This window comes from Marinobacter sp. LM1 (assembly GCF_042763285.1).
In the GTDB taxonomy this organism is placed as follows: Bacteria; Pseudomonadota; Gammaproteobacteria; order Pseudomonadales; family Oleiphilaceae; genus Marinobacter; species Marinobacter nauticus.
In genome coordinates, this window is record NZ_CP114373.1 from 3,061,795 (window position 1) to 3,087,458 (window position 25,664).

Here is a 25,664-nt window from a genome sequence, read left to right on the forward strand (position 1 = left end):
AGATCATTCTCGCCCTTTTTGGTTTCAGAGGTGGGTATTCTGAAGCGTTTGATTGGTCTCGCTTTCCCGGAACCCGATCAGGTACAGGATGGCATCCAGCCCCAGGGTGGAGATGGAGTGGCGTGCCGACTCCTTGACCAGCGGCTTGGCCCGGAAAGCAACTCCCAGGCCCGCCTGACTGAGCATTGGCAGATCATTGGCGCCGTCCCCAACGGCAATCACCTGTTCCCGGGAAATGTGCTCTTTCTCAGCTATTTCCAGCAACAACTCCGCCTTGCGCTTACCATCTACAATCTGACCTTTCACCTCACCGGTTACTTTGCCGTCGATAATTTCCAGCTCGTTGGCGTAGATATAGTCAATGCCCAGCTTACTCTGAAGATGACGAGCAAAGTAGGTGAAGCCGCCAGACAGGATGGCGGTCCGATAGCCCAGCGCCTTCAGACTGCGAATCAGGTGCTCGGCCCCTTCGGTCATGCGCAGTCGGTTGGCGATCCCTTCAAGCACCGACTCGTCCAGCCCCTTCAACAGGGCCAGGCGCTCGGCAAAGCTCTGGCTGAAATCCAGTTCACCCTGCATGGCGCGTTCGGTGATCTCAGCCACCTGCTCGCCGACCCCGGCTTCATGGGCCAGCTCGTCGATCACTTCCGCTTCAATCAGCGTGGAGTCCATGTCGAACACCACCAGCCGGCGGTTGCGCCGGAAGATTGAATCTTCCTGGAAGGCGATATCCACATTCATCTCGCCGGCAATGTGCAGAAAATCGGCACGAAGCTGTTCAAGATCCGAGGGTGTTCCCCGTACCGAGAATTCGACGCAGGCAATGCGGTTTTCCGAGGTATTCAGTGATGGCCGTGCTGACAGCCGGGTAATATTGTCGATATTCAGGCCATGGCGGGCCGTAATCGCCGACACCCTGGCGATCTGCTCAGCCTTGATGTCGCGGGAAAGCAGGGTCACGATGTAACAGGCCCGGTTGCGGCCCTCAGCCCAGGCCTGATATTCCTGCTCGGTAATCGGCGCAAAATGCACCTGCAGATCCAGCGCGTGCAGCCGGAACAGCAAATCCCGGATTACCGGAGAGGATTTTGACTCATCCGGGATCTCGATCAGAATGCCCCAGGTCAGATGGTCATGAATGACCGCCTGGCCTATATCCAGAATGCGGACATCGTAACGCCCCATGATTCCGGTGATTTCCGAGGTCAGGCCGGGTTTGTCCCGGCCCGATACGTTTACCAGCACCAGCTCACTCACTGTCTGTATTCTCCCCGCTCTGGGCTTCTTCCTCGGCCCGCGCAGCCGAAGGAATCACATCAATACCATCCACACGCTGCAGGCCCCGTGGCAGCTTGTGACCACGACGGCCCCGCTCACCCAGATAGTGCTCAAGATCGCCAAACCGCAAGCCAAGCTTCCGCTTGCCCGCTTTCACTTCCAACTGATCCTCTTCACCGAACACGGCGACAGCAACCACGTATTCCTCGCGATTCTGCACCCGGGCGGAGGGAATACTGATGATCTTGTTACCTTTACCCTTGGCCAGCTCCGGCAGCTCGCTGAGCGGGAACACCAGCATGCGGCCCTCATTGGATATGGCCGCCAGATACAGGGTCGATGCCGTTTCCGGAATCATCACCGGTGGCATGATTCTGGCGCCTTTGGGCACGCTGACCACGGCCTTGCCCGCGCGATTCTTGCTGATCATGTCGTTCAGCGAAGTGACGAAACCATAGCCACCGTCGGTGACCAGCAGTGTCTTACGTTCGGGATTACCCATCAACAAACCGGAGAAAGTAGCTCCGGAGGGGGGATTGATCCGCCCGGTCAGGGGCTCGCCCTGCCCCCTGGCAGACGGCAGACTGTGGGCCATTAATGAATAGGCCCGGCCGGTGGAATCCAGGAAAATCGCCTGCTGGTTGTTGCGCCCCTTCGCCGCCAGGGCAAAACGGTCGCCAGACTTGTAGCTGAGACCAGCTGGGTCAATGTCGTGACCCTTGGCCGCGCGAACCCAACCCTTATCGGACAGCACCACCGTCACCGGATCGTTAGATACCAGATCGGTTTCGCTGAAGGCGCGGGCTTCCTCCCGCTCGACAATCGGCGAACGGCGGTCATCACCAAAGGTCTCAGCATCCTGCTCGAGTTCGGTCTTGATCAGTTCGCGAAGCCGATCTTCTGAGCCCAGAATGGCCTGCAGCTCATCGCGCTCGGCGGAGAGCTCATCCTGTTCGCCGCGAATTTTCATTTCTTCGAGCTTGGCCAAATGCCGGAGTTTCAGCTCCAGAATGGCCTCGGCCTGCTCCGCCGACAAACCAAAGCGCGCCATCAGTTCGGCCTTGGGCTTGTCTTCGGTGCGGATAATCTCGATTACCTCATCAATATTGAGGTAGGCAATCAACAAGCCTTCCAGAAGATGCAGCCGGGCCAGCACCTTGTCCAGGCGATGCTGCAAACGGCGTGTTACCGTTGTTTTCCGGAATGCCAGCCACTCGGTCAGAATGGTGTACAAGCCTTTTACGCCTGGCCGGCCATCGTTGCCAATCACGTTGATGTTGACCCGATAGGTCTTCTCCAGATCGGTACTGGCAAACAAGTGAGCCATCAGCCCGTCCAGATCAACCCGATTGGAGCGGGGCACAATCACCAGACGGGTCGGATTTTCATGATCCGATTCATCGCGCAGGTCTGCCACCATGGGCAGCTTCTTGGTCTGCATCTGCTGGGCAATCTGCTCCAGCACCCGGTTTCCGGAGACCTGGTGGGGCAAATCAGTGATCACCACTTCGCCATTCTCGCGCATCCAGCGTGCGCGCATCCGCAGCGAACCTCGCCCGGTCTCGTACATCTGGCGCAAGTCTTTGCGGGGAGTGATGATTTCAGCCCTGGTTGGGAAATCCGGCCCCTTGATGTGCTCACACAGCTCATCTACGGACGCATCGGGCTGATCCAGCAAACGAATACAGGCGGCTGTGACTTCCCGAACATTATGGGGCGGAATATCCGTCGCCATACCAACGGCAATACCCGTGGTACCGTTGAGCAGCACGTGCGGAAGCCGGGCCGGAAGCACCGAGGGTTCTTCCATGGTGCCATCAAAGTTTGGCACCCAATCCACGGTTCCCTGCCCGAGCTCACTGAGCAGCACTTCCGCAAAGGGTGCCAGCCGCGATTCGGTATATCGCATGGCGGCAAAGGATTTGGGATCATCCGGAGACCCCCAGTTACCCTGCCCGTCTACCAGCGGGTAGCGATAAGAAAACGGCTGGGCCATGAGCACCATGGCCTCGTAACAGGCGCTATCGCCGTGCGGGTGGAACTTACCAAGCACATCACCCACGGTACGAGCCGATTTCTTGTACTTGGAGGTGGACTTCAGCCCCAGCTCCGACATGGCGTATACAATCCGCCGCTGTACGGGCTTGAGCCCGTCCCCTACGTTGGGCAGAGCCCGGTCCAGAATGACATACATGGAATAGTCCAGGTACGCCTTCTCGGTGTAGTCCCGGAGTGATACCCGCTCGAAACCTTCATCCGTTGTCTGAAACTCTGGCATGGACGCCTCTTTGCCTTGGATGCCTATCAATGTTGTGGCGCACATTATATGGACGCCAGCCCCGATACACCAATTTCCAATAGCGGAATTCCCGCATGGAGACTCTGTAAGGTGAGCCGTATTCTCGCCACAGTGATTAGAACGCCGTTTACTCTCTGAACAAGCGGAAACCTATGAAACCCAATCTCAAAGCCTGCGGGCAAGCCATGGTTACGGCCATGGTCAATGCGGTTCTGGCCGTTGCCCTGATGCTCCTGGTGGAGTTTGCCATCAGTGGTACCTTCCAGGTTCCCGAGCCCTATATCTGGGCGGGGGTACTGATATGGGCCGTTATTTTCGCCGCCCAGTTCCTCCGTCAACGGCATCTTTGCCGTGCCTGTGAACAGACCGACGAACCTTCATCCGCCGAAACCGTCGGAAAATCCTGACCCATATCAAGGGCCTGGCACCTCAAATGTGACAAACCTGCCCCCCCTGCTACGCTTTGGATAAGACATTAACGTCGAAGCCTGGGGGGCTAGATGACCGCTCTGAAGAAACTCGGATTACGCACCAAAATCGCACTTCCTTTTGCCATCACGGCGCTTGCCCTGGTCATCGTCGGTGTCTTCAGCGTTCTGACGGCACGCAATCTGGTTTCCGATACCGACGACATAGCCGCTACCTACCTGCCTTCGATCAGCCAGATTCTCAATGGCGACCGCGATCTCTATCAGGCACTGGTGGCACAGATGTCTGTGGTGGATCAGTCCTTCAATAATGAAAACACCTCCGGAGCTCTGGAGGATTTCAATGAAAACACCGAGCAAGCCAGGCAGCGCTTCCTGGAAAGCTCTCAACGCCTTGCAGGAACGGGCATTTCGGATGTCAGCGACGGATTCGAAGGGGCATTTGATCGTTGGGAACAGTCCGCTCGGAGGGTGATGGAGCTGGCCTCAAACGGCAATCCGGAACAAGCCCGGAGTCTCGCTGCCACAGAAACAGCCCCATTGTTTGACCAACTCCGGGATTATTACGACAACGCCGGTGCTCACGCTGACGAGCAGGCTCAACAACGTTCCGCCGAAGCCTCTGCCGAAGGCACCTCCAGTTCGGCCACTGTTCTTGCGATCACCGTGATTGCCATCATTATCGCCATTGCGTTGTTCTTTGTATTCATGAAACTGATCATCTCTTCGATCAGCGCCCTCCGGGATCAGCTCGACAACATTGCCCAGGGCGAAGGCGACCTGACTCAGCGGGTTCCGGTAACGGTCGAGGACGATCTCGGCAAACTGGCCAGAAGTTTCAACCAGGTACTGGAAAACCTGCAGGGCATGATCGGGTCCATTCAGAATCTGAGTCGCGATCTCGGTGCGGGTGCCACCGAGCTGGCCACTGCCGCCCGGGACAACAACGATGGTGTGACCCGCCAGACCGACTCCATTTCCATGGTGGCCACCGCTATCAACGAGATGCAGAGTGCGATTGAAGAAGTGGCCGGGAACGCCTCCCGCGCCGCAGAGATCACTCGCGAAGCGGAAACCAAGGGGAACAACAGCGCCCAGATCATCCGCAATTCGTCGAAACAGGTGCACCGCCTGGCCGCCCAGATTTCCAAAGCGGTTGAGGTTATCCGCAAACTTTCTGCGGATTCCGACAACATTACTTCGGTGCTGGATGTCATTCGCGGCATTGCCGAACAGACCAACCTGCTGGCTCTGAACGCCGCCATTGAGGCTGCCCGGGCCGGTGAGCAAGGCCGCGGCTTCGCCGTGGTGGCGGATGAAGTCCGCACTCTGGCGCAACGCACCGGCCAGTCGACAGAAGATATTCAGACCATGATAACCGCGCTGCAGACCGGTGTTTCGGACGTCGCGAGCGTGATGGAGACTGGCAGCAAGGAAGCCACCGAAACCGAACGGCTGGCAACGGAAGCGGAACAGGAGCTCCAGGCCATTCTGGAAGCGATCTCCAGCATCACCGACGTCAATACCAGCGTGGCGTCCGCCACCGAAGAACAGACTCAGGTGGTAGATGAAATTAACCGGAGCATTACTGATATCAATGATCTGGCTGCGGCCAGTGCCGATCGGTCCAAAGCCATCGATGGCATTGCCAAATCGCTGGAGAGCTATGTCAGGGAGCTGGAACAACAGACAGGGCGGTTCCGGGTTTAACCGGACCGCCGCGTCATCGCCGGAAGGATCCGATTACTGGCGAATGCCTTCTACCGAGATTTCGATTTCCACGGTTTCGGAGGCTTTGCCAAGATCCATGGGAATGCCAAAATCCTTCAGGCGCAACTCGGTTTCAGCCTCAAAACCCATGCGATAGCCTCCCCAGGGGTCTTCACCGTGGCCAACCAGCTCAGCATCCAGGGTGATTTCCCGGGTAACGCCACGCAGAGTCAGATCACCAATGATGTCCGCCTCACCGGCCTCGTCAACCACTACGCGCTTGCTTTTGAACGTGGCTTCCGGGAACTCACTCACATACAGGAAGTCTTCGCTGCGCAAATGCTTGTCGCGCTCGGCATGGTTGCTGTCAACGCTGGAGGTATCGATCGTTACTGATACAGAGCTGTTTTCGGGGTTGTCCGCATCGTAGGTGAACTCACCATCAAAATCGTTGAATCGACCGTACAGCCAGCTGTAGCCCAGATGGGAAATCTTGAAGGTTACGAACTGGTGCGTGCCCTGGGTATCGAAGGCGTAAGTACCGCTGTGCTCGTTTGCCTGCACAGAGGCAACCATCGCGGCTGAAATGGCTGAAGCCAGAAGAATCTTCTTCATTATTCACTCCTTTTGAGTCTGTTTTGCGTTGCGTTAAGAGAGTTAGCTGTCCCGGAACTGTCAGGCCAACCCAAGCATTCTGCGAAGCGTACTGTCCCGGTCGATCAAGTGATGCTTCAACGCCCCCAGCGCATGAACGCCGGCCAGGACGACAATCGCCCAGGTGCTCCAGTAATGGATGGCTCCCGCCGTATCTTCGAGGCCTTTCACCTGGCCTGTCACCGATGGCACCTGAAACCAGCCGAACACATGGATCGCAGAGCCGTCAGCCGTTGAAATCAGATAGCCACTGATCATGGCGACAAAGATCAACAGATACAGCGCCACATGCGCCAGGTGAGCAGAAACCACCTCCCAGCGCTGGTGATTGGGCAAAGGCCTGGGCAGCGGGCTTAACAGCCGCCAGACCAGTCTGAGCACCATCGCCATGAACAGGAGAATACCCACGCTGCGGTGGATGTCCGGCCCCTGTCGGTACCAGGGATCATAATAAGAGAGATCGACCATCCAGAAGCCCAGGGCAAACAGGCCGATAATGGTGACGGCCACCAGCCAATGCAGCAGGATTGCCACCCACCCGTATGCGTCTTCTGAATTCTTTGCCTGCATAAAAACAATCGCCTCCGTTGCTGATGTGGACCCAAACGGCTTTTCCACGTCCTCCAGATAAGATCAGCATAGTCTAGAAGGACAGAGAGCTGACCAAAATCAAAATGTTTTGCTGGCCTGCATCAGATTTTCTGACCATAGCATCCACGATCCGCAAACACTTGACAGCAACCACTTTGGTCGTATGCGGTTTTACGGATTGTTGAAAATTATGACAGCGATAAACTTTAACCATACTTTTAATCCGCCCCGTCCGGGGCCTCAGTGACCGAGAGGAAACGACATGGAACTTGAATTTGACGAGTCTGTGGTAGTACCCAGCAACAACTGATTTGATACAGACCCGGCTACTGCCGGGTTTTCTTTACCACCGTTTTAATGCCTGAAAGATACAAACTGTTTCGTCTTTTATGCATTAAGTAGTGGTAATGGTTCTTGTTTTTTGGCAACCTTCGACGAATTGATGAGGTAACGCCTGAATTTCAGGCGTCCGTGCCAGGGACACAGGCACAGTGGCTAACAGATTGGCGTGTACTTCAGTACTGCGCCAATGTATTCGTTGAAGGGTACAGACCTGCCTATGTCCCACAATCTTCCCGATTCGCTACCCGCGCCGGAAGTAGACCTGCTTTCCCCCATGCTTAATCAGCAGGGTCAGGTGTGGACAGCGGATTTTCGCGGGCTCAAACTGCGCACCGCCCTTCAGCCGATTTACAGCATTTCCCACAAACGTACCGTCGGTTATGAAGCCCTGATCCGGGCCTTCGATAACGACAATTCAGCTGTTCTGCCTTTGCACCTGTTCGAGCTGCCCGCATCCGAAGCCGAAAATCTGTTGCTGGACAGACTCTGCCGGTACTTGCACATTCGCAACTACAGCGAGATCAAGGATCAGGTCAACTGGCTGTTCCTGAACGTCTCCCCGAGGGTGGTCACCTCCGGCTCTCAATCCGATTCCTTTTTTGGACAATTGCTTGAGAAAACCGGGCTGCCGCCACATCGAATCGTAATGGAAATCGTTGAACAGCCAACCGACGATGCTGAACGGCTACGGGATACCGTTGCCTACTACCGCAAACTGGGGTGTCTGACCGCCATTGACGATTTTGGTGCCGGGCACTCCAATTTCGAGCGCATCTGGAATCTGTCACCGGACATCGTCAAGCTGGACCGTACCCTGCTGACCCGGGCAACCGAAGATCGCCGCGCCAGGCAGATACTGAACGGCATGGTATCCCTGCTGCATCAATCTGGCTGCCTGGTGTTGCTGGAAGGAGTGGAAACCCGGGATCAGGCCATGATTGCCATTGATGCCGGTGTCGATTTTGTACAGGGCTTCTACTTTCGTCGGCCCTGCCTGGAGCTGGACGAACTGCCCCAGAGCACAATGAATTTCGAGGATTTGCTCGAAGAGTACAAAAGCAGCAAGCAGATTAGCCACGATCCAACCCAACTGGTCGTCAACCATTTCAGTGGGCCTTTCCGGCGGGTGATCGAGCGCCTGCAGAAGGGCCTGTCCATGGACCAGGCCTGTTTTGAACTGCTCAGCCACCACACGGTTTCCCGCTGCTACCTGGTGGACGACCAGGGCGTTCAGCTGGAAGACACTCTGGTTTCGGAGTCCGCCGTTAAAAAGCAGGACCCAAGATTCCGACCACTGGAAAACACCAGCAGTGCAGACTGGTTTCGCCAGCAGTATCTCCGCCAGGCGCTGGCCCAGCCAGAGAACATTCATGTGACCACTCCCTACCTGTGCGTCACTGGCGCCTACATGTGCGTGACCCTGTCACTGGCCTTCCGTCAGGACGGCAAACTGCGGGTACTCTGCTGCGATATTCTTGCCAACGCGGATCACAACCCGTAAACCACGGCAATCACCGCAACCGTTACCAACCCCACCAGCACATTCATGGGCAACCCCACTTTCACGAAATCTGAAAACCGGTAGCCACCGGGACCAAACACCATCATGTTGGTCTGATACCCCAATGGCGTAGCGAAGCTGGCGGAGGCTGCCATCATCACTGCAATAACAAAGGGTTCTGCAGGCACCCCCATGCTGCCGGTCATCGACAGCACAACGGGAATCACCAGTACAGCTGCGGCATTGTTCGTGATGACCTCGGTCAGAAACGACACAGCGCAGTATACGAGAAACAGCGTTAGCAGCACCTGGCCTGCACTGAAGGCCAGAATACCCTCGGCCATGAACGCCGCTGCTCCGGTTTCTTCCAATGCCGCTCCCAGCGCAAAGGACGCTGCGATGGTGAGGATGACCGGCACATCCACCGATTTCTGAGCCTGCCCCACCGAGCAGCAGCCAGACAGGATCATCAGAGCGGCTCCCAGTAAGGCGGCGTTGAGCATACTCATCACCCCGCAGGCCGCCAGGCTCACCAACACAAGCAGGATCCCCCAGGAAAGCCAGGCCCGGTCATGTCGGGGCGTTTCCGTTTCCAGGTCGTTGATGAGCAGAAAATCCTTATTGTAGCGCTGACGGCTGACGAAGGCCGGACGCGCCTCAAGCAGCAGGACGTCGCCAGGTTTCAGGCGAATGTTGCCGAGGTTGCCTGACACACGCTCGCCGCCCCGGGCCACCGCCAGCACCACGGCGCCGTAACGGTCCCGGAACCTTGCGTCCCGGATGGTCAGGCCCAGCACATCCGATTGCGGAGACAAAGCGGCTTCCACTAACCGCCGCTCGGCACGATCCTGACTGAGACTGGGCTCATCGTCGTGCACCGACGGCACGATGCCATTGATGCGCAACAGGTCAGAGATCGCCTGGGTATCGCCCGCAAACACCAGCCGATCGCCGCCGCACAGCCGTTCTTCCGAGGGAACGGCAGTGACCACACTGCCATCCCGCTCGATTTCCACCAGATACAATCGCTCCAGTTCCCGCAAGCCAGCTTCACCTACGGTCCGGCCCACCAGCGGACCTTCAAAGGACACCGCCACTTCCAGCGTGAACTCCCTCATGGAGCCAAACTTCTGCTGATCCTTACGGTCTGGCAGCACCCGCGGCATGACCAGAAGCATGACCGCCAGACCGATAATGGCCACCGGTAAACCAACCGCCGTAATGGAAAAGATCGAGAACCCGGCCTCACCGGTCAGCTGCTGATACTGACCATTCACAACCAGATTGGTGCTGGTGCCAATCAGTGTCAGTGTGCCGCCCAGAATCGCTGAGTAACTCAGCGGAATCATCAACTTGGAGGGTGAAATACCGATCTTCCGGGACCAGGCATGGACGGCGGGAATCATGGTGGCAACCACCGGTGTATTGTTGAGGAAGCCACTCAGCAGGGAAACCGGCAGAGCTATGCGAGCCTGCGCGGAACGGACCGATTTGGGATTGCGAAGCAGATGGTTAACCAGCAGATCGACACCGCCGGAATGATGAATGCCTGCGGCCACCACAAACATGGCCACCACGGTGATCAAGCCGCTGTTACTGAATCCGGCCAGCGCCTGATCGGCGGAGATGATGCCACTGGCACTGAGCACCACAAGCACCGCCATCATCACCAGATGCGGTGCAAAGCGGCCTGAACTCATCAATAGCAGGGCGGTAAGCGCCAACCCCAGGGAAAACCATCCTTGCCAGTCCATAACTCGGTCTTTTCCGGTTTGAAAACTGGCAGGATAGCGAGGCAAAGCAATTCTGAGAAAGAATAACTATCGATTTTTATAGCTGATTATGGAATATCAAACCGCCACGTCGGCCATGTTTCCGTAAGCTTCCAGCCAGGCCCGGCGATCCGAAGCGCGCTTCTTGCCCAGCAGCATGTCCATCCGCTCGTCGGTGTCATCCCCTTCTTCCAGAGTGAGCATAACCAGACGGCGGGTGTCCGGTGCCATGGTGGTTTCTCTCAACTGCAACGGGTTCATCTCGCCCAGTCCCTTGAAGCGCGTTACCTGAATCTTGCCTTTGCGATTTTCCGCGGCCAGGCGGTCGATGATGCCCTGTTTCTCGTGTTCGTCGAGGGCATAGAAGGTTTCTTTGCCAAGATCCACGCGGTACAGAGGGGGCATCGCCACGAACACGTGCCCGGCCGCCACCAGCGGCCGGAAGTGTTTCACAAACAAAGCGCACAGCAGCGTGGCGATGTGCAGGCCGTCCGAATCCGCATCAGCCAGGATACAGATCTTGTTATAGCGCAGGCCGGCAAGGTCGTCAGAGCTCGGATCCACACCAATAGCAACGGCAATATCGTGTACTTCCTGGGACGCCAGGATTTCACCCGAGTCCACTTCCCAGGTGTTCAGAATTTTACCCCGCAACGGCATGACTGCCTGGAATTCCCGATCCCTGGCCTGCTTGGCGGAACCTCCGGCGGAATCACCTTCCACCAGGAACAACTCCGATCTCGCGGTATCACCGCCGGAACAGTCCGCCAGCTTGCCAGGCAACGCCGGGCCAGAGGTCACCTTCTTTCTGGCCACTTTTTTGCTCGCCCTCAACCGGCGCTGGGCATTACTGATAAACAGTTCCGCCAGGGCTTCGGCAATGTCGGTGTGCTGGTTCAGCCACAGGCTGAAGGCATCTTTCACCACGCCGGATACAAAGGCTGCGGCTTCCCTGGAAGACAACCGTTCCTTGGTCTGGCCGGAGAACTGGGGCTCCTGCATCTTGAACGACAGCACATAGGCCACCCGTTCCCAGATGTCCTCGGGCGACAACTTTACCCCCCGGGGCAGCAGGTTTCTGAATTCACAAAACTCCCGCATGGCTTCCAGCAGGCCGGTGCGCAAACCATTGACGTGGGTACCGCCCTGAGCAGTGGGAATCAGGTTGACATAACTTTCCAGTACCGCATCACCGCCCTCCGGCAGCCACTGGATAGCCCAGTCCACGGCTTCCTTGTTGCCGGAGAAACTGCCGGTGAAGGGTTCCAGCGGCACCGCTTCAATATCGGCCAGAGCCGTTCTCAGGTAATCCCGAAGACCGTCCTCGTAGAACCACTCGTCTTTCTCGCCGGTCTTCTCCTGCAGAAAGGTCACCGTCAGTCCCGGGCAAAGAACCGCCTTGGCACGAAGGTTGTGGCGCAAGCGGCTGACCGAAAAATTGGGACTGTCAAAATATTTGGGGTCCGGCGTGAACTTCAGGCGGGTACCGGTGTTGCGCTTGCCTACGGTATCAACCACTTCCAGCTCGGAGGCTTTGTCACCGTTGGCGAACGTCATCCGATGCACCTGACCATCCCGCTTGATGGTCACTTCCAGATGCGTGGACAGGGCATTGACCACGGAAACACCCACACCGTGCAGACCACCGGAGAAGTTGTAGTTGCCCTGGGAGAATTTACCACCGGCGTGCAACCGGGAAAGGATAAGCTCCACCCCGGGCAGTCCTTCTTCCTTGTGCAGATCGACCGGCATGCCCCGACCGTCGTCCTCCACACTCAGGGAATTGTCGCTGTGCAGCACCACATCAATCCGCCGGGCGTGGCCGGCGAGGGCCTCGTCAACGCTGTTATCAATGACTTCCTGGGCCAGGTGGTTGGGCCGCGACGTGTCGGTATACATCCCCGGGCGCTTGCGCACCGGATCAAGACCGCTCAGGACTTCAATGGCATCGGCGTTGTACTGTTGCTCGCTCATAGGAATGGCACGGCTCCGCAAATGATCGTTGCGCCATAGCTTAGGGATTCAGGCTGAAAGATCAACGGTTGTTTTGTGGCGGCGCCAAGTGGTTTCAGTTTTCAAGCGTCCGAACCAGTGGCTGCTCAGTCAGGCCCTGCACACGAATCTGCTGCCAGCCGCGAGGCTCAACCGCAAGTACCGCACAGGGCGAGGTGACCACCTGGGCCACCATCATGTCCGGCGCCGGTTCATTCACATGCATGTCGAGCACCAGACTCTCGCCTTGCGCCAGCGCAGACTGGAGCCCGACGCTGTAACCGGCGGTTGGTTTCTGGCCGAGCGTGACCATCACCAGTGCCTCCCGGCTCAGATCAACCTTGCGCACCACATCCGTGGCCATATTCTGGCCGCTGACATCCAGGAGCGCTTCGCGATCTGCCTCCGAACGCACAAACGCCACCCCCGGCCCGGTCAGGCCGCAATACGCAGACTGGGTAATCTGCCGCACCATTACGCCCTCACCCGCGCTGGGTCCGCCCGTGGCGCTACACGCCGCCAGAAGCAGCATCGCAGCGGAGGTGATAAATGGTCGAACCAGAGTCCTTTTCATTGAACTGCTTTTACTCCGTCGTTGGTCGAAGGCGCCTGGTCAGGCTGCAGTAATCTGTAACCTTTAAACCCGGGCCTGGGAAGGATATCAGGGTTGGAGGTAGAAATGGTTGGACGTGAGAAACTGGTGGTCATGCGGATATCAGACAGGCTTTGGCCGTCTTCTATGGTGATCACTTCTCGCAAGCCTGAAACAGGATACTCCGCACAGGCTTCACCCGCCTGACAAATCAATCCATCTCCATCTAGATCTGTTCCAGCAACCAGAAAGTACTCACCAGGGGTAACTTCAGAAAGCCGTCTCGGTTCTTCTCCATCGTCCGGCTCAAACCTGAAGCGATACTGACCGTTCTCGACATCTGCAACGACCTGAGACTGCGCAAGATAAAAGCCGCCATCAGTCGGCTCTTTGCTTACAAGCAAGACGAAATGTCGCCCGGCATCTCGAGCACGCTCATCGCTGAGCAGCTGCCCGATGACGGGGATGCTCAATGTGTTCGGGGATAGATCGACCTCGTATGCAATATCAACGACCCCTCTGGCTGGCTCATCGGGGTCCAGGAGATCTGGTTTGAGTGTCAGCATTAATTCCAGATCACCACTTTCTGCACTCCCGGATAGTTCAGCGCCCAGCCATTCCGGCTGACTCGCGACCATTTCGGCGGAAACCGAGGCGTCTCCGAATTTCTGAATCTCAACCAACTGTGTTGATATACCTTCATTGCTAAGGCTAACCACGGCGGGTGAAGCAGAAAGGACAGTGACAGGTTCACCGTCGATAGCCTTGGCCACAGCTTTGCCTGCATCGATAATCCCCCACCCCAGGCGATCAGTTCTGCCATCCTGAGGCTGTGTTAGCAGTCCCGATTCTAACCACCCCCTAACGGTTACTGTGTTCAGGTTCGGCATTTCCGACTTCATCAAGGCCAAAACACCAGCTACATGCGGCGATGCCATGGAGGTGCCCTGCAGCCCACGATAACCCGGCACAGAAACACTTCCACGACGCTCTCCGCTGGTCGACCAGACCACGTCGGCCAGGCCATCAAGATTGCCATCCCGGCTCGCATCGCCCCCAGGAGCCGCAAGGTCAATCCAGCTACCGAAATTGGAATAAGAGGCGGGGCGGCCTCCAGCGTCAACGGCACTGACTGAAAGCACATGACTGGATGCCGCCGGATACGACGGTACTGACGTAGCCGAATTTCCGGCGGCTGCCACAAATAGCAGACCTTCACTCACTCCATATCGCAGCGCGCTTTCCAGCGCTTCGATCTGGGGCAGCCCACCCAGACTCATATTAACGACCTGAGCTTTTGGCGATCCACCGCTGGTTTCACCTGTTACCCAGCGAATCCCGGCTATGAGCTGATCCGACGTACCAACGCCACCCTCACCAAGCACACGCACCGGAACAATCTTGCTTTCAAAAGCAATTCCGCCAATCCCCTCATTGTTGAGGGCGGCCCCGATAGTGCCTGCTACGTGGGTGCCATGATAAACATCTCCGCCAACGCTACTTCCGGGATCAACCGGCTCACCACCATCGATAAAATCTCGACCTTCCGGGGCGACATTCTGCTGAAGATCCGGATGCCAATGACCTTCACTGTCTTGCAGAAGGCCGCTATCCAACACAGCAACGTGAACGGGCGTCAAGCCAGCGTTACCGATCTGCCAGGCGATCGGCGCATTAACGAGGTCGTAGTGCCAGTTCAGGGAATAATCTGGTTCATCAATCGGCGTAGCCTGGGTGCGAAAGAAATAATTAGGAACCACCGACTTGTATTCCGGCCGCTTTCTCAGCTCTCTGATCCATTCAAGCGTGATCTGTTGGCCAGCAATCCCACTATTTGCCGCTGATGAAGTCGCCACTACAGGCATTGATACCAGCCAGTCCGCACCGCCCAAATGCCGCCCTGAGACTCCAGCATTTACGGCGAAACTACTGGTCTTTCCCTCCGCCATGGAGACCAACGCCTCGCCCTGAACAAAGTCATAGTCAGGCCAATCAAAATTCAGTTGTGTTGCGGTTCCGACGGAGTTCTTGGATATAACGTAACGGGCAGGCCCACTACCGAGAGTACGCACTGTCAGGCTGTATTCCCCTTCCGCTTCATCCCCCAACTCGACAACAACACGAGACCCGGCACTTCCAGTCTCCGCGCTATCGACTATTCTTCCGTTATCCGTCAGTTCAATCCTTAGTGCCGGATTACCTGCCCGACTACCAAAAGCCTCGAGTACAATCGCCTGGCCTTTTGCCATAGGCACGTTGTAGAGGTCCTCAGCATCGCTCTCGTAGCTAAAAATAACGCCTTGATCCGTGAGCGTCGGATAGCTCCCACCACTGCCTGCCAGGTAACCGGCCAGCACAAAGTTGTCCGGCAGTCCCAGTGAAACGGTCGCAGGTCTCGCCCCATCCAGCCCCAACTGGTCCATCGTGTCCTGATCAACCCGGCTGTTGGCTTCAATACTGATAACCCCGGAAAGCGGACTGGGCGGCGCTATCGGTGCAACGGCATCGGAACCGCCCGAACCACCGCCACAACCGGTGAGCAATGCCATCCCTGGCACCACAACAAAAGCAAGAATCGACAATCTCACGGCGTCTCTCTTATTCTTTGTTGAAACTGTTCACAGAGTATACGGCCAGACATCCCTGATCGACCTGTGTCAGACCTTCACGGGCCCCATGAAAAAACCCGCGGGCCTTGGCATCGCGGGTTCTTTCATAGTACTTCGCTTCTCCTGGCCTTACAAAGCGTAGAAAAGCATGGGCACAAAGGCCACCAGCAGAAGCGTGGGAATCATCACAACCAGCGGCAGCAACAATCTCTCATAGCGGTGCCAGAAGGTGCCGGTACGTTCCGCTGCCAGCACTTCGGTTTCACCCACCACCTGCCGGGTCAGCAGGTGATTCAGGGCAACCGGCGGGCTGAGATAGCCAAGTTCAAATGCCACCAGGCAGACGATCCAGAAATGCAGTGGATCAATGCCAATCTGTAGGGCCGGTTGGGCAATAGTGGCGGAAACCAGTATGACGGCACCGAACGGATCCATCACCATCCCGATCACCGTCAGCATGACCACGATTACCAGCATGGCAATCCAGGGGCTGGTCAGATCCTCCGGGAACAGGGCATGAACAATATCAGAACGCTCAAGAATACCGCCCAGGCAAATCGAGAAACCAATCAGCGCCAGTAGTGCGCCAATGTGCACAGCCGAATCGCTGGCAGCCGCTGTGCTTCGGGAGAAAAACGCACTGGTACGGCTCTGGCCTTCGTCACGGCTATTCCGGCCGGCGTCCAGGGCAACCAGCGCCAGCATTACCAGCGGCAAAATCAAAGGCGCACTGTACTCGTTGAATTGAAGCCCCAGGATCGCCCAGATGGCCAGGATCACTGCCGTTGCCGTCAGTGCATAAGGCAACAACGGTCGCAGCTCCATGACGGCCGCGCGGAATGCACCCGGGGCCGGCCTTGGTCTCCAGTTGCCTTCGGTCTTACACACCACAAAGGAGAACAGGGTGGCCGACATGATGAACACCCAGAACCCCCATCCATACATTTCGGTGGTGGTCACTTCCTTGTTCAGTGCGGCAACCACCACAATCAGCAGGCAGGGATTGAGCACCACCCCAAGGCTGCCCGACATGGCGGTCGTGGCCAGTGACAATTGACGCCCTGCCCCGGCCCGCCGAAGCTCGTCGTAGACAACCCCGCCCACGGCCAGAATGAAAATGCCGGAGGCTCCGGTAAATGCTGTCGGGAAGGCAGTGGCAAAGATGATTACCGAAGCCAGCAAGGGTGCAGGCAGATTGAAGGGCTTCACCAAGTTCAGCAACAGCTCTGGAACCCGGGTCTGTTTGAGCATCATGCCCACCAGCACGTACAGTCCGATGTTGATGAACATGGAGGACAGGTTCGACATCATGCCGAAGTAGATTGCCAGCCCGGAGGAGTAGCCATCCACAAAGAAAAAATAGCTCATGGCAATGAAGCCCATGGTGCAATACAGCGGCACCACAAGGCCGGAAGCCAGCGCCAGACTGCCCGCCCTCATTCGCTCCGGCACATAGACGAAGCGAAAAGCATTGATGATCATGAACAGCCCGAACACGCCTGCCCAGGCGTACTGCAGGACAATGTTCGCCTCAGACCCCGGAGACTGAGCCAGCCGGCCCATGTAAGCGTTCAATGACAGCACCATCAGGCCGTTGATGACGAACTGCACGCCCTGGCTTAAACGCCACTCCGCCCGATTGCGGGGCAGACGCAAAGCAATGTGGTCGGCATCCATTGCGGCAATGGCGGCAGCCAGAGCAAACATGCCGATAAACAGGAACTTAGTCAGGTCTATGTTATCGAGCAGGAAGTCGGCCAAACCCTGCTCTACAGCCTTGTAGACACCGAGCGCCCAGGTGGCGTGTTTCTGGTTTTCGGCAAACTGCAGGTGGCGCTGCTCACACAGCGCCAGGTTACTCTGCAGGGACTGCCGGATAGCCTGGGGATCCGGCGGCGAACTGAACAGGTCGTCCGGGTCTGGCTTATAGGCCTGGACCCGTCGCTCTACCTCTTTATCAATGTCCATGAAAAGGTTGCAGGTAGGCTCTGTTGCATCCGGATTGAGCAGGTAATAGTTAGGCCATACCTGCTCGCCGACCCATAGCAACCGGGAGTGGAGCGAGTTGCCCATCCCCAGCAGCAGGGTGGCCAGAAGCAACAGCAGCAGAATCATCCCATGCAGTCTGTGCATGGGATACAACGTTCTTACGCCGGTTGCAGTCATTGCGCGCCAGTTCATGGTCAGGCTCTCCGCTTATTCCCGGTTTTCCGCTGTACACTCGGAGGCGCCGGGATTGCTGGCACATCGGATCTTGCTGAGCAGGCTCAGCATTTTCGGGTGATAAACGTTGGGAGCTCCGTCAACCCCATCGCGCATTTCCAGACGGTTCTGGCGGAACATCTCCTGGTAACCAACGATGTCCTTTTCCGGGATCCGTATCCACTGCTCGTCAGGAATCCCGTTTTCCTGGCTTTTAATCAGATTCATTGCCTGTGGGTACATGCCCCAGGCAACTTCCCGGGCCTTCTGGGCCGTGTCGTCTTCGATCACGCCATCACGGGCAATGATCTGAATGGTCAGCTGGGCAAGCGGGTAGTCGACAATGCCACCCTTGTCGCCGATCCCTTTGTACAGCTCCAGAGCCTGGTAGGCGAACGCAGGCGCATAGGCAGTATCGACCGACCCATTGTTGAACTTGCCAGCAAAGTTGGTGATATCAGAGGGAACCACCGTCGCTTTTACATAGTTCACCATGTGAATGGCGTCTTTCTGGTAGTCCAGGGTGGCAATACGCTTTCCGGCCAGTTCGCCCGCTGTATCAATGCTGCGATCATTCACAAACAGATAACCGGCACCCGCCGGTACAATGCCCAGTACCTCATAGCCACCGTCCTTCATGAGGGACGCTGCCTTGGGCTGTGCCAGGGTGGCCAGCAGGGTTTTCAGGTCGTCGTAACTTGGCAGGGCACCGACGGCACTGATGCTTCCGGTAAAACGATTGAATGGGCGAATACGGATGTCGGTCGCGGCGACGGCATCGCACTGGCCCGCGTTGAAGTCGCCAATGGCCACGCCTTCATCAGTGTAGGGCTTGAGTTGGAAATCGACCCCATGGGCTTTCATTTCCAGAGCGTAGTCCTTGACCATGTTGTAGACGTCGCCGTTAGCGCCGATGACATCAAACACACACATGGAAACCGACTGGGCAGATGCCAGTGGTGCGACAATGGCAAGAGACAAGGCTGCAAGGGATTTGCGAATCATGACGACCTCCGGGTCATTCTTGTGTTTTTGATCTTTAAGTCATAGATAACTGAAAGGCCAGCCTCAGAGCAGGCCTTCCAGATCCATGGTTTCAACGTTCTCGGTATTGCGCTCCGGACTCATCTTGCCGAAGAAGGTCCGTGGTGTGCGGTGGCCGTAGTTGGCGCTCCAGTGTTTGTCCGATGCGAACTGGACAATCCTGCGGGCCACTTCGTCCACAAGCCGATATTCTTCCCAAACCTCGATGCGCTCTTCAGCCTCTGCGAATTCCGAAATGGCCTGTGCCAGCACCTGCGGTCGCCCAAAGGTTTCCGCAGCGACTACCTGAACGGCGTAAGAGGCACGGATACCGGACTCAACACTCAGCTCTGCGCTGTTTTCCATCACCTGCCAGGGGTCTGGAGACAGGTCCGGTCGGGTGTCAGGCAACAGTAACCAGACGAGGGCGCGAACGGCGTTGGGCAAACCGCCCCATTTTTCATTATCCACGCACTGGGCGGCACGCTCGGCCTGGGGCGCAATGTTGCGAGGCACACCCGCCAGGGCGCCGGAGTTGGAGTCGTTCACAATGCCCTGCATCCCCGTTAGCAGCCCGAGCAGGAACGTGAGTTCGTCCTGATCACTGAAAAGGAACGGGCATTCCAGAGGTTCGGCTGCCGGGTCAAAATCGTAGGCGGCCATGGCACGCTTGAAGGCTTCGTAGCGGCGCTCAGCGGTGCGCGCGTAGAGTCTTTTGGAGACTTCCCGGGCATCTTTGGCGGCGGGAACATCGCCACGGTATTCCGCCCGCAGATAAGCCAGTTCAGCCTCCCAGGCCCGGTATTCCATGCAATTCGCCGCCAGCAGCATGAGCAGGGAACCGGTTGAGTCCGGTGCATCAGTGACTCTCGAAAACGAGTAAACCAGTGGATCCGTGCCCTCACCCAGCGCACAGGCCATGCCCGGATCGGACATCTGCATAACGTAGGGGGTTGCCTCGGACTCCGAGTAGTTCGACAACACGATGCCGGTGGTGGTGTAGATAGGGTTGGCAGAACATCCGGCCAGCAGCAGTACCGAACTTCCCAGCATTGCCTGGCGAACACGAGCCGAGAACCGACGCGCTTGAGAGACCATTGAGGAGATCATAATTCGACCTGTCTGACATTGTTTTTGTATGTAAGGGAGTGCGAGAAATTCTTATCACATTTAATTCTCGTCAATCCGTGAACCAGCTCCGGATACCTCTGGCCAGAGCTCGAACGAGAGCAAGAATGCGAGGAATATTGTCAGACAGAAATGGCTTTATTGCCGAAACCGACATGCCGATCAGGCCAATGGCCCGGGATGAATCGAATTATTTTATTATTTATTGATTTATAACAATGAGTTAAATATGTAGCGCATTTCGGAACAAGCGTGCCACTTTGTGACTTGTGCACATTAACATTGATCAAGACCCAGCATCGCCATCACCTGATCGGTCAGTCCATCGAGGGTCAGACCACCCCGTTCCGGGCGATACCAGGTGACCGTCCAGCTCAGGGCGCCGGTCAACATTCTTCGGGTAATGAAAGGGTCCGCTCCAAGCTGGTGTTCCTTCGACAGCTGTTGGAGCGTAGACAACCACAGGTCTTCATAGATATCCCGCAACTCCAGCACTTCAGCCTGGGAGCTTTCCGAAAGACTGCGCCACTCATACACCAACACCGCCATGGCCTCTCCGGTCTGGCCGTTAATCGACTCCAGTTCCGCCCTTATCAGCGCCCGCAGTTTTTCTCTCGCTGAATCCGCCTGGTCGGCAGCGGCCTGCATCAAGGCGGTATTCAGCCGAATGGTCTCGACCATCACCGCCTTGAGAATTTCCTCTTTGGTGCGGAAATGGTGGAACAAGCTCCCTGACTGAATACCCACAGCCGCCGCCAGATCCCGCACCGTCGTGCGCTCGTAGCCTTTATCCCTGAACAGTCTTGCTGCTTCGTTTAACAGGCGCCCGCGGGCGCTGGAGGGATCAGACACAAGTTGCTCGGCAATGAGGGATTGCAGGATTGGGTTCTGGTTCACAAAGGCCATCCGGTTGTCTTGCTGGGACTTTTTATTCTACCCGAGATTTGCCTGTTTACAAACCAAGCGCTTGCTTGGTATTGTCGTTTCGATCGTTGGATAACCTCTCGCCAGTGCGGGTATCAGAACAAGGCCAAGAACATGTCAGACGCCAACAAAACCATCCGTATCGGTTGCTCCGCCGCTTTCTGGGGCGATACCGAAACAGCCGCTGCCCAACTGGTACGCCAGGGCAATATTGATTACCTGGTCGCCGATTACCTGGCCGAGATCACCATGTCGATCATGGCCGGCCAGAAGATGAAAGACCCGACTCAGGGCTACGCCCGGGATTTTGTGCAGACGGTGATGGCGCCTCTGCTCGGCGAGATAAAGGATAAAGGCATCCGGGTTCTGGCCAATGCCGGTGGAGTAAACCCGGTGGCTTGCCGCGATGCTCTGCAGGCCCTGTGTGAAAAGGCCGGCGTCGATCTGAAGATTGCGCTGGTGCTCGGCGATGATCTGTTGATGAAAAAGAAAAAGCTGGCCGATGCCGGCATTACTGAAATGACCACCGGTCAGCCCTTCCCCGCCATGATGGTGAGCCTGAACGCCTATCTGGGTGCGCCCGGCCTGGTGGCGGCCCTGGAACAGGGTGCCGACATCATTATCACCGGCCGTGTCGCAGACAGTGCGCTGGTGCTGGCGCCGCTGGTGCATGAATTCGGCTGGCGCTGGAACGACTACGACAAACTGGCTCAGGGCAGCCTGGCCGGGCACTTGCTGGAATGCGGCGCCCAGTCTACCGGCGGTAATTTCACCGACTGGGAACAGGTGGCTGATGGCTACGCCAATATGGGTTTTCCCATCGCCGAGGTCAGCGCCTCTGGCGATTTTGTGATGACCAAACCCGAGGGCACCGGCGGCATGGTCAGCCGGGGCACTGTGGGCGAGCAACTGGTGTATGAGATTAGCGACCCACGGGCTTACCTGCTGCCAGATGTAACCTGCGATTTCACTCAGGTGACACTGGAGGAAATCGGCAAGGACCAGGTCCGGGTTTCCGGTGCCAGGGGAGTGCCGCCGACGGACAGCTACAAGGTGTCAGGCACCTGGCCAGATGGATTCAAGTGCACGGTGACGTTCCTGCTGGCCGGCCTTGATGCCCGCGCCAAAGCACAACGAGTGGCGCAAGCTATTCTGGCCAGGACGTCAGCGATGTTTGCCGAGCGCGGCCTGCCGGATTATTCCGAAACCAGTATCGAATTGCTGGGCACCGAGACTACCTATGGCCCCCATGGCAAGGGCGACCAATGCCGGGAAGTGGTGGTGAAGATTGCCACCGCCCATCCGAAGAAAGAAGCCCTGGTACTGTTTTCCAGGGAAATTGCCCAGGCCGCTACCGGTATGGCGCCTGGCATCACCGGTATTGTCGGCGGTCGGCCAACCGTGTGGCCGAAGATTCGTTTGTATTCCTGTCTGGTACCGAAATCGGAGGTGGCGGTTTCGGTGGATCTGGCAAGTGAGAAGTCTGAGGTGGAGGTAGCGACCGAAGGTGGTTTCAATCCGGGCGATCTCGCGGCTGAGCCGGAGTCCCGGATGGAGGTGGCAACGGATACCACAGTGCCGCTGCTCAAGCTGGCTTGGGCGCGGTCCGGGGATAAGGGCGATCACAGCAATATCGGGGTGATCGCGCGGGATCGAGAGTATGTTCCTTATATTGAGGCTGCGTTAACGGAACAGGCGGTGGCCGAGTGGATGGCTCATACGCTGAATCCTGAGTCCGGCAAGGTGACTCGCTGGTCTATGCCTGGGTTGCATGCGTTCAATTTCTTGCTGGAGCACAGTCTAGGTGGCGGCGGTGTGGCGTCGCTTCGGATTGATCCGCAGGGTAAGGCGTTTGCTCAGCAGTTGCTGGAGTTTCCGGTGCCTGTGCCTTCGAATCTGGTGTCGAAATGAGTGTTGTGATGGCAGCTTTGAATCAATCGCCACCGGTATCAAACCTTGGTGCCTGCACCCCGCTGGGGGGAAGCCTTTCCAGAACACGCCGTAAACCCATCCATGGGGGCTTGAGCGCAGCATCCCTGCTGCGCACAGTTCTGGAAAGGCTTCCCCCCAGCGAGGCGCCCCAGGCTATTTCTTGGATTCGACGCATTTCTATAGGGAATTGTTTATGAGTTATCAGTCTGTTCTTCGCCCGGGCTTGTTTGAAGGCCAGGTTTTTATTGTCACCGGTGGCGGTTCGGGGATTGGCCGCTGCACGGCTCACGAACTGGCGGCGCTCGGTGCCCGGGTTGCGCTGGTGGGTCGTAAGCAGGAGAAGGTAGACGCGGTTAAGGCCGAAATTGAGGAAGACGGCGGTATTGCCAGCGCCCATGCCTGCGATATTCGCGAGGAGGAGTCGGTCAAGACCACGGTGAAGGCCATTATTGAGACCCACGGCGGTCTGAACGGGGTGGTGAACAATGCCGGCGGGCAGTTTGCGTCTCCGTTAACAGGCATTAACCAGAAGGGGTGGGAAACCGTGGTGCGCACGAACCTGACCGGGGGTTTTCTGATTTCCCGGGAGGCCTATACCCAGGCCCTGAGTAAAACCGGCGGTTCGATTGTGAACATTGTGGCGGATATGTGGGGTGGCATGCCTGGCATGGGCCACTCAGGGGCCGCACGGGCCGGTATGGTGAATTTTACCCAGACGGCCGCGGTCGAATGGGCGCCGTCTGGGGTTCGGGTGAATGCGGTGGCGCCGGGGTGGATTGCGTCCAGTGGGATGGATAACTACCCGGCCCATATGAAGTCGTGGATTCGTAGCCTGGCGGATGCGGTGCCGATCAAGCGGATGGGGACGGAATCCGAAGTGAGTTCGGCGATCTGTTTCCTGCTTAGCCCGGGGGCGGCGTTTATCAGTGGCGATTGTCTGCGGATTGACGGTGCGGCATCCCAGGGTGGGCGTGTGTGGCCGATGCCGAAGGCGGAGAATAACGAGCCCTACAACGGTTTCCATCGGGCGGTAACGCCGAAAGTGTTGAGTGACGACTAAGGATTTCCCATGCAGGTACTGGAAACAACAATAAGCCCCCAGTCCGACGAATTCCGGGCCAATGTCGAGGCCATGGAAGCGCATATCTCGACTTTCCGGGATGTGGAGCAGAAGGTTCTGGACCTGGCGGAATCGGCCCGGGAGAAGTTTACCAAGCGGGGCAAGCTGCTACCGCGGGATCGTATCAATCGGCTGCTGGATCGTGGCAGTGAGTTTCTGGAGCTGTGTTCACTGGCCGGTTACAAGATGCACGATGACAAAGACGGTTCCATGGCTGGCGGCGGTATTATTGCCGGCATAGGCAGAGTAGCCGGAGTACGCTGCCTGGTGGTCGCAAGCAACAGCGCCATCAAGGGCGGAACCATTACCCCCGCCGGTCTGGACAAGACCCTGCGCCTGCAGCAGATCGCCATGGAGAACAAGCTGCCTGTGGTGTCCTTGTCTGAATCCGGCGGCGCCAACCTTAACTATGCCACCGATATCTTCGTGCTTGGCGCCCGGGGCTTTGCGAACCAGGCCCGGATGTCTGCAGCCGGTATTCCACAGGTAACCGTCGTCCATGGCAACGCCACTGCCGGCGGGGCCTATCAGCCGGGCCTGTCGGATTACGTAATTACCGTACGCGAGCAGGCGAAGATGTTCCTGGCCGGCCCGCCGCTTTTAAAAGCCGCGACCGGTGAGGTCGCCACCGATGAGGAACTGGGTGGAGCAGAAATGCACGCCACCGTTGCCGGCACCGCCGAATACCTGGCGGAAGACGATGCTGATGGCATCCGGCAGGCCCGGGAGATTCTGGGCGCCCTGCCCTGGAACGAAAACCTGCCGCTACGCCAGGAACCACAGTGGGATGAGCCGCTGTATCCGGCGGACGAGCTGCTGGGCGTGATTCCTTCCGACGCCAAGAAGCCCTATGACGTGCGAGAGATCCTGGCCCGCATCGCCGATGGCTCCCGGTTCCTGGATTTCAAGAACGACTACGACAGCCAGACGGTGTGCGGCACCATCCGTATTCAAGGTCACAGCGTAGGCATTATCGGCAACAACGGCCCGATCACCCCTGCCGGCTCCACCAAAGCTGCGCAGTTTATCCAGCTTTGCGATCAGGCAGGCACGCCTATTCTGTTTCTGCATAACACCACCGGATTCATGGTCGGCACCCACTCCGAACAGAATGGCATCATCAAACACGGGTCGAAGATGATTCAGGCCGTGGCCAACTGCCGGGTACCAAAACTCGCCGTGGTGGTGGGCGGTTCCTACGGCGCCGGCAACTACGCCATGTGCGGCCGAGGCCTGGACCCGAGATTCATCTTCGCCTGGCCCAACAGCCGCACCGCCGTCATGGGCCCTGCCCAGGCCGGTAAAGTCATGCGCATCGTGGCTGAAGAAAAACAACGCAAAAGCGGCATCGAGCCGGACGAAAAGACTCTGTCGTTCCTGGAACAGGCGACCGCCAAAAAGCTGGAAGACGGCTCCACCGCCCTGTACGGCACTGCCAGACTCTGGGACGACGGCCTGATCGACCCGCGGGATACCCGCCGTGTCTTGGCCATGGTGCTGTCGGTTTGCCGTGAAGCCGAACAACGACCACTGCGACCCAACGTTTACGGCGTCGCCCGTTTCTGAT

General features: G+C 57.4%; 18 protein-coding genes. 6 read left to right on the top strand and 12 right to left on the bottom strand.

Going from position 1 to position 25,664, the window contains the following annotated elements; all coding sequences use genetic code 11:
* Positions 1-24: 24 nt before the first annotated feature.
* Entirely contained in the window at positions 25-1,257 is a 1,233-nt protein-coding gene (gene serB / locus OZ656_RS14290) for a phosphoserine phosphatase SerB (protein ID WP_014422162.1), read from the bottom strand.
* A complete protein-coding gene (gene parC, locus OZ656_RS14295) occupies positions 1,250-3,556 on the bottom strand; it encodes a DNA topoisomerase IV subunit A (RefSeq protein ID WP_023011138.1) in 2,307 nt (768 codons plus the stop codon). Before parC ends, serB begins: the two co-directional genes overlap by 8 nt.
* A 173-nt stretch (positions 3,557-3,729) precedes the next feature.
* Between parC and OZ656_RS14300 the strand changes: the two genes are divergently transcribed.
* Positions 3,730-3,984: a hypothetical protein gene (locus tag OZ656_RS14300; RefSeq protein ID WP_011786233.1), complete on the top strand. Its 255-nt coding sequence runs from the start codon at positions 3,730-3,732 to the stop codon at positions 3,982-3,984.
* Between the two features lie 93 nt (positions 3,985-4,077).
* On the top strand, positions 4,078-5,715 hold the full coding sequence (locus OZ656_RS14305) for a methyl-accepting chemotaxis protein (RefSeq protein WP_379944672.1): 1,638 nt from the start codon (positions 4,078-4,080) through the stop codon (positions 5,713-5,715).
* 33 nt (positions 5,716-5,748) lie between these two features.
* Here the strand turns inward: OZ656_RS14305 and OZ656_RS14310 are convergent, their stop codons facing one another.
* Both OZ656_RS14310 and OZ656_RS14315 read right to left on the bottom strand, forming a co-directional pair.
* Positions 5,749-6,330, bottom strand: coding sequence for a YceI family protein (locus OZ656_RS14310; protein WP_011786235.1), 582 nt, complete (start codon positions 6,328-6,330; stop codon positions 5,749-5,751).
* Positions 6,331-6,390: 60 nt separating this feature from the next.
* Complete coding sequence (locus OZ656_RS14315) at positions 6,391-6,939, bottom strand: cytochrome b (RefSeq protein WP_113879990.1); 549 nt, start codon at positions 6,937-6,939, stop codon at positions 6,391-6,393.
* Between the two features lie 580 nt (positions 6,940-7,519).
* On the opposite strand from OZ656_RS14315, the gene OZ656_RS14320 reads away from it, so the two are divergent.
* Complete coding sequence (locus OZ656_RS14320; RefSeq protein WP_011786237.1) at positions 7,520-8,803, top strand: EAL domain-containing protein; 1,284 nt, start codon at positions 7,520-7,522, stop codon at positions 8,801-8,803.
* Here the strand turns inward: OZ656_RS14320 and OZ656_RS14325 are convergent.
* From OZ656_RS14325 to OZ656_RS14360, 8 genes are all read right to left on the bottom strand, one after another.
* Positions 8,791-10,557 carry an SLC13 family permease gene (locus OZ656_RS14325; RefSeq protein WP_153741045.1) on the bottom strand — a complete coding sequence of 589 codons (1,767 nt, stop codon included), beginning with the start codon at positions 10,555-10,557 and terminating at the stop codon, positions 8,791-8,793. The two genes, OZ656_RS14320 and OZ656_RS14325, sit on opposite strands and share 13 nt — an antisense overlap.
* A 96-nt stretch (positions 10,558-10,653) precedes the next feature.
* Positions 10,654-12,549: a DNA topoisomerase IV subunit B gene (gene parE, locus OZ656_RS14330; protein ID WP_114434159.1), complete on the bottom strand. Its 1,896-nt coding sequence runs from the start codon at positions 12,547-12,549 to the stop codon at positions 10,654-10,656.
* A gap of 94 nt (positions 12,550-12,643) precedes the next feature.
* Complete coding sequence (locus OZ656_RS14335; RefSeq protein ID WP_273030410.1) at positions 12,644-13,141, bottom strand: protease complex subunit PrcB family protein; 498 nt, start codon at positions 13,139-13,141, stop codon at positions 12,644-12,646.
* On the bottom strand, positions 13,138-15,747 hold the full coding sequence (locus tag OZ656_RS14340) for a S8 family serine peptidase (RefSeq protein ID WP_272999323.1): 2,610 nt from the start codon (positions 15,745-15,747) through the stop codon (positions 13,138-13,140). Before OZ656_RS14340 ends, OZ656_RS14335 begins: the two co-directional genes overlap by 4 nt.
* 150 nt (positions 15,748-15,897) lie before the next feature.
* Complete coding sequence (locus tag OZ656_RS14345; protein ID WP_114434156.1) at positions 15,898-17,949, bottom strand: TRAP transporter large permease subunit; 2,052 nt, start codon at positions 17,947-17,949, stop codon at positions 15,898-15,900.
* A gap of 15 nt (positions 17,950-17,964) precedes the next feature.
* Positions 17,965-18,975, bottom strand: coding sequence for a putative solute-binding protein (locus OZ656_RS14350; RefSeq protein ID WP_022991428.1), 1,011 nt, complete (start codon positions 18,973-18,975; stop codon positions 17,965-17,967).
* 63 nt (positions 18,976-19,038) lie between these two features.
* On the bottom strand, positions 19,039-20,103 hold the full coding sequence (locus OZ656_RS14355) for a hypothetical protein (RefSeq protein WP_199452358.1): 1,065 nt from the start codon (positions 20,101-20,103) through the stop codon (positions 19,039-19,041).
* 294 nt (positions 20,104-20,397) lie between these two features.
* On the bottom strand, positions 20,398-21,027 hold the full coding sequence (locus OZ656_RS14360) for a TetR/AcrR family transcriptional regulator (protein ID WP_183576517.1): 630 nt from the start codon (positions 21,025-21,027) through the stop codon (positions 20,398-20,400).
* A gap of 132 nt (positions 21,028-21,159) precedes the next feature.
* Between OZ656_RS14360 and OZ656_RS14365 the strand changes: the two genes are divergently transcribed.
* From OZ656_RS14365 to OZ656_RS14375, 3 genes are all read left to right on the top strand, one after another.
* Positions 21,160-22,956, top strand: coding sequence for an acyclic terpene utilization AtuA family protein (locus OZ656_RS14365; protein ID WP_379944673.1), 1,797 nt, complete (start codon positions 21,160-21,162; stop codon positions 22,954-22,956).
* 214 nt (positions 22,957-23,170) lie between these two features.
* Positions 23,171-24,037, top strand: a complete 867-nt coding sequence (locus OZ656_RS14370; protein WP_379944674.1) for an SDR family oxidoreductase — start codon at positions 23,171-23,173, stop codon at positions 24,035-24,037.
* A 9-nt stretch (positions 24,038-24,046) separates the two neighbouring features.
* On the top strand, positions 24,047-25,663 hold the full coding sequence (locus tag OZ656_RS14375) for an acyl-CoA carboxylase subunit beta (RefSeq protein ID WP_379944675.1): 1,617 nt from the start codon (positions 24,047-24,049) through the stop codon (positions 25,661-25,663).
* Position 25,664: the final 1 nt, after the last annotated feature.